This is a genomic window from Micromonospora sp. LOL_015 (genome assembly GCF_048060275.1).
GTDB lineage: Bacteria > Actinomycetota > Actinomycetes > Mycobacteriales > Micromonosporaceae > Micromonospora_E.
Window position 1 is genome coordinate 23,237 of the sequence record NZ_JBHMIO010000035.1, and the last position, 17,525, is coordinate 40,761.

Annotated in this window: 15 protein-coding genes and 1 tRNA gene; 11 read left to right on the forward strand and 5 right to left on the reverse strand. The window is 71.1% G+C overall.

Annotated features, from left to right (window positions below):
• Nucleotides 1-59: 59 nt before the first annotated feature.
• From ACFHWU_RS22950 to ACFHWU_RS22995, 10 genes are all read left to right on the forward strand, one after another.
• The gene (locus ACFHWU_RS22950) at nucleotides 60-605 is read left to right on the forward strand and encodes a hypothetical protein (protein ID WP_416556452.1); all 546 of its coding nucleotides are present in this window, start codon (nucleotides 60-62) and stop codon (nucleotides 603-605) included.
• A complete protein-coding gene (locus ACFHWU_RS22955) occupies nucleotides 596-1,279 on the forward strand; it encodes a hypothetical protein (RefSeq protein WP_416556453.1) in 684 nt (227 codons plus the stop codon). Before ACFHWU_RS22950 ends, ACFHWU_RS22955 begins: the two co-directional genes overlap by 10 nt.
• Nucleotides 1,280-1,655: 376 nt before the next feature.
• On the forward strand, nucleotides 1,656-4,592 hold the full coding sequence (gene topA / locus ACFHWU_RS22960; protein WP_416591536.1) for a type I DNA topoisomerase: 2,937 nt from the start codon (nucleotides 1,656-1,658) through the stop codon (nucleotides 4,590-4,592).
• A gap of 252 nt (nucleotides 4,593-4,844) precedes the next feature.
• Nucleotides 4,845-5,516 (forward strand): TetR family transcriptional regulator, encoded by a 672-nt coding sequence (locus ACFHWU_RS22965; protein WP_416556455.1) that lies wholly within the window; start codon nucleotides 4,845-4,847, stop codon nucleotides 5,514-5,516.
• A 202-nt stretch (nucleotides 5,517-5,718) separates the two neighbouring features.
• Nucleotides 5,719-7,770, forward strand: coding sequence for a dTMP kinase (tmk, locus tag ACFHWU_RS22970; RefSeq protein WP_416591545.1), 2,052 nt, complete (start codon nucleotides 5,719-5,721; stop codon nucleotides 7,768-7,770).
• Between the two features lie 11 nt (nucleotides 7,771-7,781).
• A complete protein-coding gene (locus tag ACFHWU_RS22975) occupies nucleotides 7,782-8,987 on the forward strand; it encodes a DNA polymerase III subunit delta' (protein WP_416556488.1) in 1,206 nt (401 codons plus the stop codon).
• A 96-nt stretch (nucleotides 8,988-9,083) separates the two neighbouring features.
• On the forward strand, nucleotides 9,084-9,410 hold the full coding sequence (locus tag ACFHWU_RS22980; protein WP_416556456.1) for a YbaB/EbfC family nucleoid-associated protein: 327 nt from the start codon (nucleotides 9,084-9,086) through the stop codon (nucleotides 9,408-9,410).
• Between the two features lies 1 nt (nucleotide 9,411).
• Nucleotides 9,412-9,762, forward strand: a complete 351-nt coding sequence (locus tag ACFHWU_RS22985) for a hypothetical protein (protein WP_416591537.1) — start codon at nucleotides 9,412-9,414, stop codon at nucleotides 9,760-9,762.
• Entirely contained in the window at nucleotides 9,762-10,487 is a 726-nt protein-coding gene (locus ACFHWU_RS22990; protein WP_416556458.1) for a hypothetical protein, read from the forward strand. The genes ACFHWU_RS22985 and ACFHWU_RS22990 overlap by 1 nt, the downstream gene beginning before the upstream one ends.
• 235 nt (nucleotides 10,488-10,722) lie before the next feature.
• Entirely contained in the window at nucleotides 10,723-11,556 is an 834-nt protein-coding gene (locus tag ACFHWU_RS22995) for a PSP1 domain-containing protein (protein ID WP_416591538.1), read from the forward strand.
• Between the two features lie 27 nt (nucleotides 11,557-11,583).
• Here the strand turns inward: ACFHWU_RS22995 and ACFHWU_RS23000 are convergent, their stop codons facing one another.
• Nucleotides 11,584-13,350 (reverse strand): metallophosphoesterase, encoded by a 1,767-nt coding sequence (locus tag ACFHWU_RS23000; RefSeq protein ID WP_416591539.1) that lies wholly within the window; start codon nucleotides 13,348-13,350, stop codon nucleotides 11,584-11,586.
• Nucleotides 13,351-13,473: 123 nt separating this feature from the next.
• Here ACFHWU_RS23000 and ACFHWU_RS23005 point away from each other — a divergent pair.
• A tRNA-Thr gene (locus tag ACFHWU_RS23005) sits at nucleotides 13,474-13,546 on the forward strand.
• Nucleotides 13,547-13,724: 178 nt separating this feature from the next.
• Here the strand turns inward: ACFHWU_RS23005 and ACFHWU_RS23010 are convergent.
• The 4 genes from ACFHWU_RS23010 to ACFHWU_RS23025 all read right to left on the reverse strand — a co-directional run bounded on the left by ACFHWU_RS23010 (nucleotide 13,725) and on the right by ACFHWU_RS23025 (nucleotide 17,518).
• Nucleotides 13,725-13,928 (reverse strand): hypothetical protein, encoded by a 204-nt coding sequence (locus ACFHWU_RS23010; protein WP_416591540.1) that lies wholly within the window; start codon nucleotides 13,926-13,928, stop codon nucleotides 13,725-13,727.
• Nucleotides 13,838-14,398 carry a transposase family protein gene (locus ACFHWU_RS23015; RefSeq protein ID WP_416591541.1) on the reverse strand — a complete coding sequence of 187 codons (561 nt, stop codon included), beginning with the start codon at nucleotides 14,396-14,398 and terminating at the stop codon, nucleotides 13,838-13,840. Before ACFHWU_RS23015 ends, ACFHWU_RS23010 begins: the two co-directional genes overlap by 91 nt.
• A 332-nt stretch (nucleotides 14,399-14,730) precedes the next feature.
• Nucleotides 14,731-15,786, reverse strand: coding sequence for an MDR family NADP-dependent oxidoreductase (locus tag ACFHWU_RS23020; RefSeq protein WP_416556463.1), 1,056 nt, complete (start codon nucleotides 15,784-15,786; stop codon nucleotides 14,731-14,733).
• A gap of 1 nt (nucleotide 15,787) precedes the next feature.
• A complete protein-coding gene (locus ACFHWU_RS23025; RefSeq protein WP_416591542.1) occupies nucleotides 15,788-17,518 on the reverse strand; it encodes a phytoene desaturase family protein in 1,731 nt (576 codons plus the stop codon).
• Nucleotides 17,519-17,525 lie beyond the last annotated feature (7 nt).

Genomic DNA, 17,525 nt, shown 5'->3' on the forward strand with positions numbered 1-17,525 from the left:
GTACCGCCGACCGGCGGCGGGCCGTAGGGCTGTCGTCGCCGGTGCGTACGCTGCACAGCATGGGAGCGCGCCGCGTGGTGTCAACTGCTCGGATCGCAGTGGTGCTCACCGCCGTGGCGTTGACGCTGTCGGGCTGCGGCGGAGGGCCCAGCCCGGTCGTCTGGGCGGCCGAGGTGTGCACCGCGCTGCGCCCGTGGCGGGCGGAGATCAGCAATCTGACCAGCAGCACCCAGCAGCAGATGACCGCGCAGACGACGCCGGCGCAGGCGCAGGAGAACCTGATCCGGCTGCTGTCCGGCGCGGCCGCCGCGACCGAGACCGCCCGGGTCCGGGTGGTGGAGGCCGGGGTGCCCGACGCGGACCAGGGTGAGCAGGTGGCCACCGGGTTCGCCGACTCGCTCGGCGCGGTGCGCGACGCGTACGGCAAGGCCGAAGAGGGCATCGCCGGGCTGGACGCCACCGGACCGGCGGACAGCTTCTACGACGGGGTCGAGGCGGTGCTTGCCACCCTCACCGACGACTACCAGCGCAGCGCGCTGGACACCAGCTCACTGGGTTCCGCGGAGCTCAATAGGGCCTTCTACGAGGTCCCGGAGTGTCGCTGACGCCGCCGACCGACTCCTCCGCCGGTGTCCCGACGGCCCGGCAGTTGTCGCTGTTCGGCGTGGCGGCGGCGGATCCGACGCCCGGCGACCTGGCGGGTCTGCTCGCCGGTCCGGGCCGGATCAGCCGGATGGGCGGCACGGTACGGGTGTCGGTGGACGTCGAGCCGGCCTGGCGAGTGCACGTGCTGGTGGCCGAGTTCCGGCGGCGCGGGCTGGCGCCGAGTTGGCGTCAGCTGCCGGACGGCCGGCTGACGGTGCGGACGGCGTACACGGCGGTGCTGGCCCGGCTCGGCGCGGCCTGGCTGCATCCGCCGACGCCGGACCAACCGGACGCCGACCTGCCGGCGGCCGAGCCGGTGCACGGCGGCGAGGACGACCGGCTGGTCAAGCGGCCGCCGACCGGATTCCACCTGGCCGGTCAGCGGCTGCGGTTGTGGGCGGCGGCGGCCGGCGCCAGGGATCCGCTCGGCTACCGGTTGCGGCTGGTCGAGTCGGACGCGGACAACTGGCCCCAGGTGGGTGCCGCGCTCGCCGCGATCGGGTTGCCGGCGGTGCTGCTCGATGCCCGGTCCGGCGGTCCGGCGTACCGGATCGTGGGCCGACGCCGGCTGACCAGACTGGCCGAGCTGCTCGGCGACCGGCCCGCCGCCGCCCCCGAGGACGGCTGGGCGTGATGGCGCGGCTGCTCTCCGACCCGGTCCCGATCGCTGTCTGATCGCTGACAGAACAGCCGGGACATCGACCGACGCCAGCGGCTGTTGCGGTGCGGTGCGCCACGTCACGCCGGTCGGTGGGTGTACCGTGTCGCCGTTGGTGCGGTAGGAACGAGCTGGGTCGGCATCGGGTGGGCTGCTGACCGGCTGCGGTGAACCAACCGGACGACCGACGCAAATCGGGCCGAAGGCTTGGGTGCGTGTGCTCCACCGGCCCCGGGTTCGCGTTACGTTGGACATCGTGACCGTCGCCCGCCCGCTTGTCGTGGCGGGCGCCGGTCGATCTGGGCCGCCGCCTGTCGCCGGGCGGTCCGAGTGGGTCGAGGTCAGGAGAGACGTGCCGAGCAACACCTCAACCAGCCGTCTGGTCATCGTCGAGTCGCCGGCGAAGGCCAAGACGATCTCGGGCTACCTGGGCCCGGGGTACGTCGTCGAGGCGAGCCTCGGGCATGTCCGGGACCTGCCGCGCAACGCCGCCGACGTGCCGGCCCGCTACAAGAAGGAGCCGTGGGCCCGGCTCGGCGTCGACGTCGACAACGGCTTCGCCGCGCTGTACGTCGTCTCGGCCGACCGTAAGCAGCAGATCGCCAAGCTGACCAAGCTGGCCAAGGAGGTCGACGAGGTCCTGCTCGCCACTGACGAGGACCGCGAGGGCGAAGCGATCGCCTGGCACCTGGTGGAGACTCTCAAACCCAGGGTGCCGGTGCGTCGGATGGTCTTCCACGAGATCACCCGGGCCGCCATCCGGGCCGCGGTGGCCAATCCCCGGGAGATCGACCGCAACCTGGTCGACGCCCAGGAGGCGCGGCGGATCCTGGACCGGCTGTACGGCTACGAGGTCTCGCCGGTGCTGTGGAAGAAGGTGATGCCCCGGCTGTCCGCCGGCCGGGTGCAGTCGGTGGCCACCCGGATCGTAGTGGAGCGCGAGCGGCAGCGGATGGCGTTCCGTACCGCCGAGTATTGGGACATCCAGGCCACCCTGGCAGTGACCGGCCAGTCGGCGGCCGACGCCGACGGACCCCGCTCGTTCACCGCCAACCTGATCGCGCTCGGCGGCGACCGGATCGCCACCGGCAAGGATTTCGAGCCGAGCACCGGACGGGTCCGCCCGGAGGCGTCGGTGGTGCATCTGGACGGCGACGGGGCGCGGGGCCTGGCGGCCCGGCTCGACGGTCGGCCGTTCACCGTCACCCGGGTCGAGGAGAAGCCGTACCGCCGCCGGCCGTACGCCCCGTTCATCACCTCCACCCTGCAGCAGGAAGCGGCCCGCAAGCTGCGGTTCTCGTCGCAGCAGACGATGCGCACCGCGCAGCGCCTGTACGAGAACGGTTACATCACCTACATGCGGACCGACTCGGTCAACCTGTCGGAGACGGCGATCGCCGCCGCCCGCAGCCAGGTCGCCGAGCTGTACGGCGACCGTTTCGTCCCGCCGGAGCCGCGTCGCTACACCGGCAAGGTCAAGAACGCCCAGGAGGCGCACGAGGCCATCCGCCCCGCCGGTGACCACTTCCGCACCCCTGGGGAGCTGGCCAACGAGCTGTCCGCCGAGGAGTTCAAGCTCTACGAGCTGATCTGGCGGCGGACCATCGCGTCCCAGATGACCGACGCGGTGGGTTCCAGCGTGTCGGTGCGGATCCGGGCCGTCTCGACCGTCGGCGAGGAATGCGACTTCGGCGCGACCGGCAAGACGATCACCGACCCGGGCTTTCTGCGCGCCTACGTCGAGTCGTCCGACGACGAGTCGGCCGAGGCGGAGGACGCTGAGCGCCGGCTGCCGAACCTGGCCAAGGACCAACCGCTCACCGCGCGGGAGTTGGCGGCGGTCGGGCACAGCACCCAGCCGCCGGCCCGCTACACCGAGGCTTCCCTGGTCAAGGCGTTGGAGGAGCTGGGCATCGGGCGCCCGTCCACCTACGCGTCGATCATGCAGACCATCCAGGACCGGGGGTACGTGGCCAAACGCGGCCAGGCGCTGATCCCGTCGTTCCTGGCCTTCGCGGTGATCGGGCTGCTGGAGCGACACTATCCGCGACTGGTCGACTACAACTTCACCGCCAGCATGGAGAACGAGCTGGACGAGATCGCGTCCGGCGACCACCAGGCAGTGGACTTCCTCACCTCGTTCTACTTCGGCAGCGACACCGCGGGGGACGAGTCGGTCGCCCGCTCCGGTGGCCTCAAGCGGCTGGTCACCGAGAAGCTCGCCGAGATTGACGCCCGCAGCGTCAATTCGATCCCGCTCGGTGTCGACGACGAGGGCCGTCAGGTCGTCGTCCGGGTCGGCCGCTACGGTCCGTACCTGCAGCGGTTCCTGCCCGACACGGAGGGTGCCGACCACGCGGCGGCCGGGCCGACCGGAGATGGCTCAGCGGCCGCGCCCACAGCGGGTGCTGCCAGCGGTGCCGAGCCGGCGGCCGGTGGCGGTGACGAGGCGGAGGGGGCGGCAGCCGGAGCCGGCGGGGACCGCGTTTCGCTGCCGGAGGGGATCGCGCCGGACGAGCTGACCCCGGAAAAGATCAACGAACTGTTTCTCGGCGGTGGTGGCGAGCGCAAGCTCGGCGAACACCCGGAGACCGGCGAGCCGATCGTGCTCAAGTCCGGCCGGTTCGGCCCGTACGTCGCCAGTGGCGAGCGCCGCTCCTCATTGCTGCGCTCCCAGTCACCGGAGACGCTGAGCATCGCCGAGGCGCTGCGGCTGCTGTCGCTGCCCCGGGTGGTCGGGGTGGCACCGGACGGTGCCGAGGTGCTCGCCGCCGCCGGCCGGTACGGCCCGTACGTCAAGAAGGGCGACGAGTTTCGGTCGCTGGAGTCCGAGGAGCAGTTGTTCACCGTCTCGCTGGACGAGGCGCTGACGTTGCTCGCCGCGCCGAAGACCCGGCAGCGGCGGGCCGCCGCGCCGCCGTTGCGGGAGATGGGCGCGGATCCGCTCACCGAGCGTCCGCTGGTGATCAAGGACGGCCGGTTCGGCCCGTACGTCACCGACGGCGAGAGCAACGCCTCGCTGCGGCGTGGCCAGACGCCCGAGTCGTTGACGATCGAGCAGGCGTCGGAGATGTTGGCCGAGAAGCGGGCGAAGGGCCCGGCGCCGCGTAAGAAGGCGGCGAAGAAAGCGCCGGCGAAGAAGGCCACCGCCAAGGCGACCGGTGCGAAGAAGACCGCGGCCAAGGCGACCACCGCCAAGGCGACCGGTGCGAAGAAGGCTACGGCCAAGAAGACCGCGCCGAAGAAGGCCACCGCCAGCCGGGCCGCAGACCGGTCCGACGACTCCTGACCGCACCGCAGACCACGCCGCAGACCACGCGCCAGGTGGATGACTCCTGGCCGTGCTCCTGGCCGGCGGTGGCCCGCCGAGGGCCAGATTGTCATGAATGATCTTCTCAAATGATCTTCATGGTCAGGATGATGTGGGACAGGTGAATACCGATATCCGTTTCGCTCGTTAATCCGAGTAACGTTTTTGATCTCACTGCTGCCGACGGTGGTTCCGACGCGCGGGGGATCTTTCTCGGAAGGAGTGGGACGAGTGTCGACACCAGCCGTCACCAGTGGCCCGCTGCGGCGGGTGCCGGTCCAGGGGCGCAGTCTCGCCCGGGTCCAGCGCATGCTCGACGCGTGCGCCGAGATCGTGGACGAGGTTGGCTACGAGGGTCTGACGACGACCCTGCTCGCTGAACGAGCCGAGGTGGCCATCGGTTCCGTCTATCAGTTCTTTCCGGACAAGCGGGCGATCGTGCAGGCACTGACGCTGCGCAACATCGAGGCGTACGTGCAGCGGCTCAACGAACGGTTCACCGGCGGCGAGTTCGACCACTGGTGGGACGGCGTCGCCGCCGGCATCGACGAGTACATCTGCATGCACCGTACGGTGCCCGGATTCCGCACCCTGCACTTCGGCGACGTGGTCGACGTACGGCTGCTGGACGAGAGCAGGGACAACAACGCGGTGATCGCCAGTGAGCTGTCCAAGGTACTGGTGGGGCGGTTCGGTATCCCGGACGAACCCCGGCTGCGGTTCGCGCTGCAGATCGCGGTGGAGGCCGCCGACGCGCTGATCAAACTGGCGTTCCGGCGCACCGCCGAGGGCGATGAGAGCGTACTGCGCGAAGCGAAGGCCCTGATTCGCGAATACCTGCACCGCCACGTCGACCCCGCCGCGACCGGTGACCGCGACGGTGACCGTGACCGACCGGGCTGAGCGCCAGGATTAGAGTGTGACCGGGGCCCGGCCGCCGGGCCGACGGGGAGGAACGGTCATCGACGACAACGCCACCAGGCCGCAGCGCGGTGGTGCGCCCGACACACCGCCGGCCGACCAGGCTGCCGCCCCGGTCGACCTGTCCGGTCTGCCGGCGCTGCGTTCGGTGCTGCGCATCCGTCCGTTCCGGCGGCTGTGGATCGTGCTCGGGGTCGCCTCGTTCAGCGACTGGCTGGGCCTGCTCGCCACCTCGATCTTCGCGGCCGGGCAGGTCTCCGGCGGTGCGGCGCAGGGCGCGGCGTTCGGCGGTGTCATCGCCGTACGGCTGCTGCCGGCGTTGGTCCTCGGCCCGGTCGCCGGGGTGCTCGCCGACCGGTTCGACCGCCGCTACACGATGGTCATCTGCGACCTGCTCCGGTTCGTGCTGTTCGCCTCCATCCCGCTGCTGCCGATGTTCGGCGCGAGCGGCGCCCTCACGGTCGCCTGGGCGGCGATCGCGATCTTCCTGATCGAGACGATCACGTTGATCTGGATCCCGGCGAAGGAGGCGGCGGTCCCCAACCTGATCCCCAAGGCCCGGTTGGAGATCGCCAACCAACTCACCCTGATCGCCACGTACGGGTTCACCCCGGTGCTCGCCGCGATCAGCCTGGCTGTCCTCGACGCCGCCGTCCGGGCGGCGGCGGTGACCGATCTGCCGGCCTGGGCGGAGCCGGCGCAGTTGGCGCTGTTCTTCAACGCCGCCTCCCGGCTGGCCACGGCGATCGTGGTCTTCTACGGCATCAAGGAGATCAGCGGACGGGCCGGCGCCGCCGGGCGCGCCGACCAGAGCCTGATCCGGCAGTTCGTCGAGGGGTGGCGGTTCATCGGCCAGACCCCGCTGGTCCGGGGTCTGGTGCTGGGCATCTTCGGCGCGTTCGCCGGTGGTGGCATCGTGATCGGCACCGCGAAGTTCTTCACCGCCTCGCTGAGCGCCGGTGACGCCGCGTTCTACCTGCTCTTCGCGGCGATCTTCGTCGGTCTGGGCGCCGGGATCGGGCTGGGCCCGACGGTGGTGCGTGACCTGTCCCGGCGGCGCTGGTTCGGGCTGAGCATCATGCTGGCCAGCGGCTCGGTGCTGATCCTCGCCCTGTCCATCCATTTGTCCATGGCCATCCTCGGCGCGGTGCTGGTCGGCGCGGCGGCCGGGATGGCGTTCCTGGCCGGGATCACCCTGCTCGGCGGGGAGATCGCCGACGACGTCCGGGGCCGGGTCTTCGCCGTGGTACAGACCGGCACCCGGGTGGTGCTGATGCTGGCCATCTCGGTCAGCAGCGTGCTGGTCGGTGTGGGCGGCTCCCGCCAGCTGCAGATCGCCAACCTGGGCGTCTCGTTCTCCTCGACCCGGTTGTTGCTGCTGCTCGCCGGGGTGTTCGGCATCTTCGCCGGGCTCAGCGCCTTCCGCCAGATGGATGACAAACCAGGCGTTCCGGTCCTGGCCGACCTGTGGGGGTCGATCCGGGGGCGGCCGTTGGCGTCGGCGGAGCCGTTCACCGCGAACGGGGTCTTCGTCGTCTTCGAAGGCGGCGAGGGCGCCGGCAAGTCGACCCAGGTGACGGCGTTGGCGCAGGCGCTGCGCGAGCGGGGCCGGGAGGTGGTGGTGACCCGCGAACCGGGGGCCAGCGGGCTCGGCGAGAAGATCCGCCGGCTGGTGCTCGACGGCGGACCCGACGCGCCGTCGCCCCGCGCGGAGGCCCTGCTGTACGCCGCCGACCGGGCCCACCATGTGGCGACCGTGGTCCGGCCGGCGCTGGCCCGGGGCGCGGTCGTGGTCAGCGACCGCTACGTCGATTCGTCGTTGGCGTACCAGGGTGCCGGGCGGACCCTGCCGGTCGATGAGGTCTCCTGGCTCTCCTCCTGGGCCACCGGGGGTCTCAAACCCGACCTGGTGGTGCTGCTGGACATCGAGCCACGGGCGGGCCTGGACCGGGCGCAGCGGCGCGGGGCCGGTGCCGACCGGCTGGAGAGCGAGTCGCTGGCGTTCCACGAACGGGTCCGGTACGCGTTCCTCGACCTGGCCGCCGCCGACCCGAAACGCTACCTGGTGCTGGACGCCACCCGTGGCGTCGACGAGGTACGCGGCGCGGTGCTCGACCGGGTCGAGGTGCTGACCGGCCGGGCCGACCCGGCGGCGCCCGCCGAGCCGAACGCCGACGCGGAGCCGAACGCCGACGCGGAGCCGAGGGCCGACGCCGAAGCGGGGCGACCGACGTGACGACCGTGAGCATGCCCGCTGACGTCTTCGCCGACCTGGTCGGTCAAAACGAGGCGGTGCAGACCCTGCGCCGGGCCGCTGCGGCGGCTGGCGAGCTGCTAGCCGCCGGCGACGGCGACCCGCCGCCGTCGGCCGGGGCGATGACCCACGCCTGGATTTTCACCGGGCCACCCGGCTCCGGGCGGTCGGTGGCCGCCCGCGCGCTGGCCGCCGCGCTGCAGTGCCTGCACGGGCAGGGCTGCGGCCGGTGCGCCGGCTGCCACACCACCCGGGCCGGTACCCACGCCGACGTCCGGTTCGTCGTGCCGGACGGCCTGTCGATCAGCGTCGGCGAGATGCGCGCGCTGGTGCTGCGGGCGGCCAGCACGCCGTCCGCCGGACGCTGGCAGGTGCTGGTGATCGAGGATGCCGACCGGCTCACCGAGGCGGCCGGCAACGCGCTGCTCAAGGCGATCGAGGAACCGCCGCCCAGGACGGTGTTCCTGCTCTGTACGCCGTCCACCCACCCGGACGACATTTCGGTGACCATCCGGTCCCGCTGCCGAGTGGTCAGCCTGCGGCAGCCGCCGGCCGAGGCGGTCGCCCAGGTGCTGGCCGAGCGGGACGGCGTACCGGCGGAGACCGCCACCTGGGCGGCGGCGGCCGCGCAGGGGCACGTCGGCCGGGCCCGGCGGCTGGCCCAGGACCAGCAGGCGCGGGAGCGCCGGGACGCCGTTCTGGCGGTGCCGCGTCGGCTGACCACGGTCGGGGCCTGCTTCGACGCCGCGTCGGCGTTGATCGCCGCCGCCGAGGCGGAGGCCGAGGCAGCGGTCGCCGATGTTGACGCGGCGGAGCGTACGGCGCTGCAGACCGCGCTGGGTGCCGGCGGCACCGGGCGCGGTGCCGCCAGCGCTGCCCGGGGGACCGCCGGGCAGATCAAGGAGCTGGAACGGCGGCAGAAGTCCCGGGCCACCCGGGCGCAGCGGGACGCGTTGGACCGGGCGCTGGTTGATCTGGCCGGCTTCTACCGCGACGTACTGGTTTCCGCGCTGCGGGCCCCGGTGGCCCCGGTGCACACCGACATCGCCGGGCTCACCGGCGCAGCTGCCGAAAAGTGGACAGCGGAGTCGGCGCTGCGCCGGCTGGAAGCAGTGCTGAGCTGCCGAGAAGCGATCACCGGCAACGTCAAGCCACGGATCGCCGTCGAAGCGATGATGCTCAGCCTCTGGCGCGGCTAGGTCGCTGCCGGTACGGTTCGGTGCCGTAGCGCAGCCCCATCCGTACGTAGGGTGCAGACCGGTCTGTGCCCGTTTGCCGACGATGGTGAGGACCCCGTGGTACGGCAGATCGACGAAGCGTGGATCGAGGACGCGGTCGAGCGGTACCGCCAAATCGAGGCCCGGCAGGTCGAGTTCGACAAGGCGGTGCACACCGTCGAGGTGACGGTGCGCTCGCCGGACGGGTCGGTCGAGATCGTGGTCAACGCCGCCGGCACCGTGACCGACGTACGGATCCTCGGTCCCCTGCACACCCGGAGCAACACCGAACTGGCCGCCGCCGTGCGGTCCACGGTGGCGGCGGCAGCCGACGCCGCCCGCTGGGCGCGCGAGAAGCTGTGGGCCGAGACGTTCGGTGCCCACCCGTCGCTGCGGGAGGTCTGACATGGACGCCACCGTGCAGCTGATCGCCGCCGAGCTGACGCGCTGCGCCGACCAGTTGGCTGGCACCGCGAGCCAGCTGACCGGGCTGCGCGACAACGCAGACCGTGGACTGGGCGGCGAGTTGAGCGGCGCCGCCGGCGGCGGGTCGCAGGCGGTGTCGGCCGGCCGGTTGGGCGCGCTCACCGCAGCGCTGGGCCGGCAGTGGCGGGACACGATGGCGCAGCGGGCGGCTGAAGCGGACGACGCCGGCCGGCGGCTCGCCGACACCGCAGCCGGGTTGCGGTCCGTGGTCGGCGCGTACCGCGACGTCGACCTGACGGCCCGCCGCCGGCAGTCGACGGAGGGCAGCTGATGGACGTGTTGGACCGGGTCGCCGCCCCGGCCCGGGATCTGCTGGCCCGAGTGGACGCGCTGCTCATCGGCACCGGCGCGCCGCCGGGGCATCCGGTCTGGCCGCTGCTGCGCCAGGTGCGGGCGTTGCCCGGTGACGCGGTGGCCGCGTTCGTCGCGGTGCGCCCGGAGCCGCTGGCCGCCGCCGGCGCCGCGCTCCGCCCGCAACTGGACGGGTACGCCGAAGCGGTCGATGTGCTGTCCGGCCGGCTGGACTGGTCCGGCCCGGCGGCTCAGGCGTACGACGCGGCACGCCGTACCCTCGCCACCCGGCTGACCGGTGGTGGTGGCGGCGGCGCTGCCGACCCGGACAGCCTGGCCGGGCGGTTGACGGCCACCGCCGGGTACGCCGAGGCGGTCGCCGGCTGGGCGGCGCTGAGCCGGGCCGGCCTGGCCGCCGTGCTGGCCGAGGCACTGGGCTCGGCCGAGGCGGTCACCGTACGGACCGTCGACGCCGAACCCGGATGGTCGGCGGTTCCGGGTTCCGGGCCGCCGGGGTCGGCAGCGGCCGACGCCGCCGCCACGATCGCGGCGGCGGTGCTGACCGCGATCCTGGAGATCGCCGAGCGGGGCGAGGACCTGCTGGAGCGCTGGCGGCCCCGGTTGGCGCCGGCCGGCGGGCACCGGCCGGCCGATGTCGCCAGCCCTGGTGCCGGTGCCGACGGGACGATCCGGCTGCGCTACTGACCCGGAACAGGCAACGGCGCCGCGCTCAGGAGCACGGCTATTCGCCTGTTGCTCCGGCTGCGACGCCGTGACCCTTCCTGCACCCCCCGCAGGCTCTTGACACCGAAGGGAACGCGGCCGGCCCGGACAGGTTGCGGGCCGCCCGGCACATTCAGCCGTTCAGCCGGCTCCATCCGGCGGATCGGCTGCCGCCGGCTGCCTTCTCGATGCCGCGAGGTCGACGTAGGGTAGGGCCATGGGGATGCTCTGCGCGGTCAGCTTCAACCGGTACGGGCGCCTCTTCTACCTCGACCCCGGTGATCTGCGGCCGGCGGTCGGCGACAAGGTGCTGGTGCCCACCGACGACGGCACCGAGGTCGCCGAGTGCGTCTGGGCCCCGCAGTGGGTCGACGATCCCACCGACGGCTTTCCCCGGCTGGCCGGGCTGGCCACCGAGCAGGATCTGCACCGTGACGAGGTGCAACGCAAACGCAAGGCGGAGGCGAAGGTCGCGGCGAAGCGGCTGATCCGCGAGCACGGGCTGCCGATGAAGGTGGTCGCCGTTGACCACGTGCTGGAACCGGGGTCGCTGCACAGCGCCCGGGCCACCATCTACTTCACCGCGCCGCACCGGGTCGACTTTCGGTCGCTGGTGCGCGACCTCGGCGCGACCCTGCACTGCCGGGTGGAGCTGCGGCAGTTGGCGGCCCGCGACTCGGCCCGGGTGCAGGGCAGCATCGGCTCCTGCGGCCGGGACCTGTGCTGCGCGACCTTCCTCACCGACTTTGAGCCGGTGACCATCCGGATGGCCAAGGACCAGGATCTGCCGCTCAACCCGCTGCGCATCTCCGGCGCCTGCGGCCGACTGATGTGCTGCCTCAAGTACGAACATCCACTGTACGCGGACAGCAGCAGTTACCCCACCTCGGGCCAGCGGGTCGAGACCCCGGACGGTCCGGCCAAGGTGGTGTCGCGGCATCCGCCGAGCGAGTCGGTCACCGTACGGCAGATTGCCGACGGGGCGGTGCAACGCTGTGCCCTGGCCGACGTCTGCGGCCCGCGCCGGGCCCACGACCAGGCGTACGGCTGACCTCGCGGCTCACCGGACGTCGCCGGCTCAGCGGATGGTGATCGGTTCCTCGGCGAGTCGGGTGGTCAGCGGCTGCTCCGGCACGATCCACGGGGCGTGCGCGGGCGCCTGCGGGTCGGCCCGCCAGCGCTGGCACACCCGGTCGACGGCCACCGGGTAGAGGGTCAGCGACCCGTCGGCGGCGATCCGCATCCGGATGAAGCACTTCGAGTCCTCGATGCCCTGCCCGGCGAACAGCTCGTTGAGGTTGACGTCGAACGCGCCGGCCAGCACCAGGTAACCGGCGGTCAGCTGGCTTGCGACCAGCCCGGCGACCGGGCCGTAGACGACTGCGGCGGCGACCACCGGCAATGGCCAGGGCCAGTCGACGAACGGTAGCTCCAGCCAGATCAGCGCACCGACCCAGGCCAGCGCGATGTGCGCGACACCGTGCCCGAGCCCGAGCAGCCAGTGCCGGGAATGTCGGGCGCCGCTGGCGCTCGGCGGTTTGGCGAAGACCACCGACGCGGCGAGGGTGAGCACCACCATCGCGACCAGCGGGATGCTGAACAGTCGCTGGTTGTCGGGATCGGCCCAGGTGACGATGACCCCGGCGACGGCCAGCATCAGCAGCGTCTGCAGGGTGCCGAGCAGGGTGGCGAAGCCCGGGTTGCGGCGCGGCAGCCGGTGGAAGATCCCCCAACTGTAGCGGCGGGACCGGGCCGCCTCCGGGTAGCGGCCGGCCAGCTCGTAGTCGCGTTGCGGGCTGGCGTTGCGGGAAAGGGTGTCGACCGGCGGTACGGTGATCCGCTCGGGCAACTTGTGCGTCGCCGACAGGTAGGCGCCGCCGCCGCCACAGGTGATCAACTGCCGGTCCGGGTTGGCGTACCGGGCGTAGTGGTGCTGGTCGCCGGAGATCATCAGCGGCACCCGGGCACCGGTCGGCTTGACCACCGTACGCAGGAAGTAGTCTACCGCGTCGTAGGCCTGCGGGTCGCCGACCGCCTTGACCCAGGTCGGTTCCGGCACCGCCAGGATCACCCGGTCACCCGGCTTGAGCTGCTCGGCCGCCTTCTCGAAGTAGATCAGCTGCGGGTCGTCCAGGTACGCGCCGAACTGCTCGTCGATGGCGAACAGCCACCAGTCGTTCGGCAGCCGGGTGGCGAAGTACGACCGTTTCTGCTCGGTCCGCCAGCCGCCGATGATGGCGTCGCGTCGGCGGGCGAACAGCCGCAGGAACGCGGTGAGCCCGTCGTACCAGTCGTGGTTGCCGGGGATGGCGTACAGCGTGGGTCGCGGCTGCCCGGCCGGCGGCTTCGGGAAGGCCGCCTGGTACGGCCCCTTGCTCCGGTCCTCGTACGCCTCGCCGCTGGCCGCCGGGTAGACCTGGTCGCCGCCCATCACCAGCAGGTCGCCGCGGCGCAGCCGGCCGACGCCGTCGACGTCCAGCTCCGGCTGTGCCAGCAGGTACGCCAGCGAGTAGGTGGCCGGGAAGCCGTCACCCAGGTCGGCCACGTAGTCGATCCACAGCTCCCCGTCGACGGCGTCGTGGTGGTGCACGTCGTCGGGGAGCGCGCCCTGCAGTTCCCGCTTGTCGAGGTACGCGCCGAACAGCATCGCCAGCAGGGTGCGTAGCCCGGTGCTGAGCAGCAGCATCGGGGCCAGCCAGGGCACCGGGGGTCGCGGGGCGAAGCCGAGCTCCCTCGGGTCCAGCGACCGGGGCCGGTGATGTTCGGCGGCGGCTGGGTCCGGATCGATCGGGTCGGGGCCGGCCGGGTCGGCGGCTGGGGCTGGCGTGCTCGGTTCGTCCGTCACACGTCTGGAGCCTACTGTCGGTCATCGACGCCTGTCACCCGTGGCCGGCCCTCGGCTGCCCCGTCGGTGCCTCTCGGCCGCCCGGCGTGATCTCCGCCCGGTGCCGTACACTGGTTGATCGTTGCCGCCTTAGCTCAGTCGGCAGAGCGACGCACTCGTAATGCGTAGGTCGACGGTTCGATTCCGTCAGGCGGCTCAGAGAGCGGCCCTGACCAGCAGGCTTGCTGGTCAGGGCCTCACTTGCGTCGATGTAATCTTGAAGTACCCCGAGAACCACCAGCACGGAGGCTGTAGCAGGGCTGTATGAGCTGAGCGCCGGGTTCGGGTCTACCCGACACGATCGGTATGCGGCAAGGCGCCCGGTCCGCACGGCGTTAGGTAGCAACCGCCGATCGCTGGCCGTAGGTGGCCCGGAACGGCAACCTGTTAGACCGAGACGTTCCCGAGGGGCACTGCGGAGGGGAAGGGCCCGTCCCTTGAGCGGAAATCAGCAGGTGCGGCTCCTCATCCACGGCTCCGGCACCGTCACCGAAGAGGACACTGGTGCGCCGATCGGTGGAGTCGAGACCCCCGGACACGGATCACCCACGTCGACCACCCGTCCCGCGAGGTTGGCGACCACCTGCACGTTCTGCCCGCAGAAGCCCTTCTTCTCGGAGAACAACCCGTCGACGTCGTCGCGTTCCCCGACCGGCACGACCAGACCATCGACCAGGACCGCGTCCCGACGGGCCGGGTCACGGACCCGCTCGTACAGCGGGGTCAACACGTCGTCCACCAACGGTTCCACCTCCTCCCGGTAGCGCTCCACGGTCGTCGAGCCGCAGCCGAACACCTCACCGAGCACGTCCGACGCGAGGTTGTGCCGCAGCCCGAACAGCACCATCACCAGCGCCGTGTCCAGCGGCAACGCCCGCGGCCGTCCCACCGGCAGGTCCCAGTCCAGCAGCGCGTCCACCTGCTCGACCAACCAGTCGACCTGATCGGAGTCCAACCCGGTCATCCGCTCGCAACGCGGCGGCCGGCCGTTGATCGTTCGAGTCCACACAACCCGAATGATCCAGACGATGCCGGTCGCCGTCTCCACAAGCGACACGCCCGAGTTGATCACACCCCGGCCGTCACGCCACGTTACATAGACAAAGGTCGACTCCGAATCGGCGGACCCCTTTCGGGAAGTCCTCCGGGGCCGTGGAGCCATGGGCACCTCGCCGGCGGCCCACTTCACTCTGTGGGAGCCCGGGGGTGAGATCCCACCCCGGGCCACCCGGCGGACTTGTCCCGGCACCGCGCGGTGAAACGGTAACCCACCAGAACGCCGCGCGTGTCACGCGCGGCGTGGCTGGAATCGCCGCCGTTTGGTTTAGGGCGGCGAGGATGTCAAACGGCGACCAGGACCTTGCCCCGGTTACCGCCCCGGTCGTGGTAGAGGCTGTGGTACGCGTTCGGAATCTCGTCGAATCCGTGGTGGACGGTCTGCTGGTAGGTCAGTTCCCCGCGACGGACCATGCCGCCGAGTTCGTCGCGCATCTTCGACAGGTTCTCCTCGGTGAACCACTCGTGTGCGAAGATGCCCCGGATGGTCGCACGGGGGTACATGATCATCGGTAGGAGACGTAGCCCGGTCTGTTCGCGGCCCACCTGGGTGGCCCACTGCCAGCAGACCGCGACCCGGCTGTGCACGTTCAGCATCGTGAAGACCATGTCGGTGACCGTGCCACCGAGGTTGTCGAAGTAGCTGTCGATGCCGTCCGGGGCGGCTTTGACCAGCGCCTCCCGTACCCGGCCGGGCTCGTCGCCGTGTCGGTACTCGACGACGGCGTCGAAGCCGAGTTCGGTGAGGAACGGGACCTTCTCCGCGGACGCGGTAGTCCCCACCAGCCGCGCACCGGCCCGCTTGGCGAGCTGCCCGACCAGGGTCCCGATGGCCCCCGAGGCGCCGCTGATCACCAGCGTGTCACCAGGGCGGACCGTCAGGAAATGCGTCAGCGTGCCCCACGCGGTGATGCCCGGCCCTCCCATGATTCCCAGCGCCGTCGTCACCGGCAGCACGTCGTCGTAGTGCTGCGGATTCAGCTTGCGGTAGGCGGGAAAGACCATCGGGAACGTCTCCCCCTGCCACAGCACCTCGCCGCCGGTGCCGACGACGTGGCTACGCCAACCGCCATAGCCCTGGACCAGGTCTCCCACCTGGAAGCGGGCGTCCGGTCCGGCCTCCACCACCTCCATGATCGAGTCGGCGATCATGTGCTGCCCGACCGGCGTCTCCAGGGCGAGCCCGTGCAGGTACGGATCGACCGAGACGTACCGCGTCTGAAACAGCATCTCGTCGTCACCGAGCGCGACCGGTGCCTCCTCGGTCACCTTTTCGTAGATCCGGTCGGTGTCGGGGACGCCATCGACGTGCTCGCGTACGACCCACTTTGCGATCTTCAAGTCAGGCTCCTTGCCGGGTGAGAACGGACGGGTGTCCCTCAGCGGGGAAGGCCAGCGAGGGTGTGGCCGGTACGGGCACCGTCACCTGCGTGGGCGGCGGCGCTGTGTCGTCGATGTCGGCGGTGAAGGGCCGACCGTCGTCGCGGCAGATGAACTGCACGACATGTCGGCCGCTGGCAGCGGCCCGGATGAGCCCGCCGATCGTGGTCCAGACACCGGCCAGATAGAAATTCTCCAGCCGAGGGAGCACTGGGCCGTGCTTTTCCAGCTCCTTCTCCATCGTTTCGCCGCCGTCGACGAACGGTTGCCAGCCGGCGATCGAGCCGTCGTGGTTGGCGGTGTAGCGGATCTGTGTCAGCGGCGTCGCGATGTCGTGCGCCACGACCGAGTCCGCGAGCCCGGGGTAACGCTCGTCCAGCAGGCCGAGCAGGGCGGTGCGTACCTGTCGCTTCGCGGCGTAGTAGGTGCGGCCACGGCGCACCCGCAGGGTGTGCAGCAGTTCGCCCTTGCGGACCCGGCTCGCCTGCTCCGGTCCCGCCACCAGCTGCCGCCAGGCTCCGGTGTCGGAGAAGAAGGTGACGAACACGACCGAGGTTTCCGCTGGGGAGAGCTCGGGGTAGTGCCGGCTGCGGAACTGTACGTTGACGCTGGGGTGCTCGCCGATGCCGACCAGGCCTGTCGCCTCCTCGGGCGACAGCAGGTGAGTGGTGCACGGGTCTGCGTCCGGATACGGCCGGTCGAGGCCGAAGAACGCACTGACGTACCCGGGGTAGACCTGGCCTGGCTCGTCGATGGTCTCGGTGTACAGGCGACGGTAGGTCTCGTTGAGGTAGCGGCCGTTCAGGAGCTTGGTGACCGTCGTGTGCCCGTCGCAGGTGGCGACGACGATGTCGGCGCGGTGCTCACGTCCGTCGCTGAGTCGGACCCCGACCGCCCGGTCGTTCTCGACCAGCACCTCGTCGACCTTCGCGTTGTACGTGATCTTGCCGCCGAGCCGCAGGTAGCGCTGCTCGATCGAGCGGGCCAGGCCGAGCGAACCCCCCTCCGGCACGCCGGCGGTGCGCCCGGCGTGCGCCGCGAGTTGGAAGTAGAAGGGCAGCACCGGAAAGCTCGCATGTCGCTCGTACAGGATGAAGTTGAACGCCTCCCGCAGCAGCGGATCTTTGAATTTGGCGGAGTAGTCGGTCATCAGTGTCGTGATCGACCTGCGGATGGTGTTGAAGTGCGGCAGGAAGGCGGCGAGCATCCGCCACCGTTCCCACGGCCGCATCAGGCCGACCGGCTTGAGGAACGGGTAGGCGTTGAGCAGCTTCTTGAAGGTGCGGATTCCGGCGCAGAAGTCGCGGATGAGCCGCGCGTCGGCGGGCGAGTGCCACAGCAGGTGCTCCTGCAACCGGTCGGGGTCGGAGTAGAAGTAGACGGTCCGTCCGTCCCGGCCACGGACGATGTTGAACGTCTCGAAGTCGCGCATCTCCTTGCCCTGCAGCGCGCCGAGTTCGAGCCAGATCTGGTGCATGTCGTTGCCGGGCCCGCTGCCGAGCAGCCAGCTCACACACCAGTCGAAGGTGAACTCACCCTGGTCCCAGGCGGTGCAGCAGCCGCCCGGCAACTCGTGCATCTCGAACGTGTGGGTGCGGTAGCCGTTCATCTGCGCGTAGCAGCCGGTGGCGAGACCACCTAGGCCACCACCGATGATGATCATCGTTTCCCGGGCGGGTTTCGACTCTGGCATGGTCGGT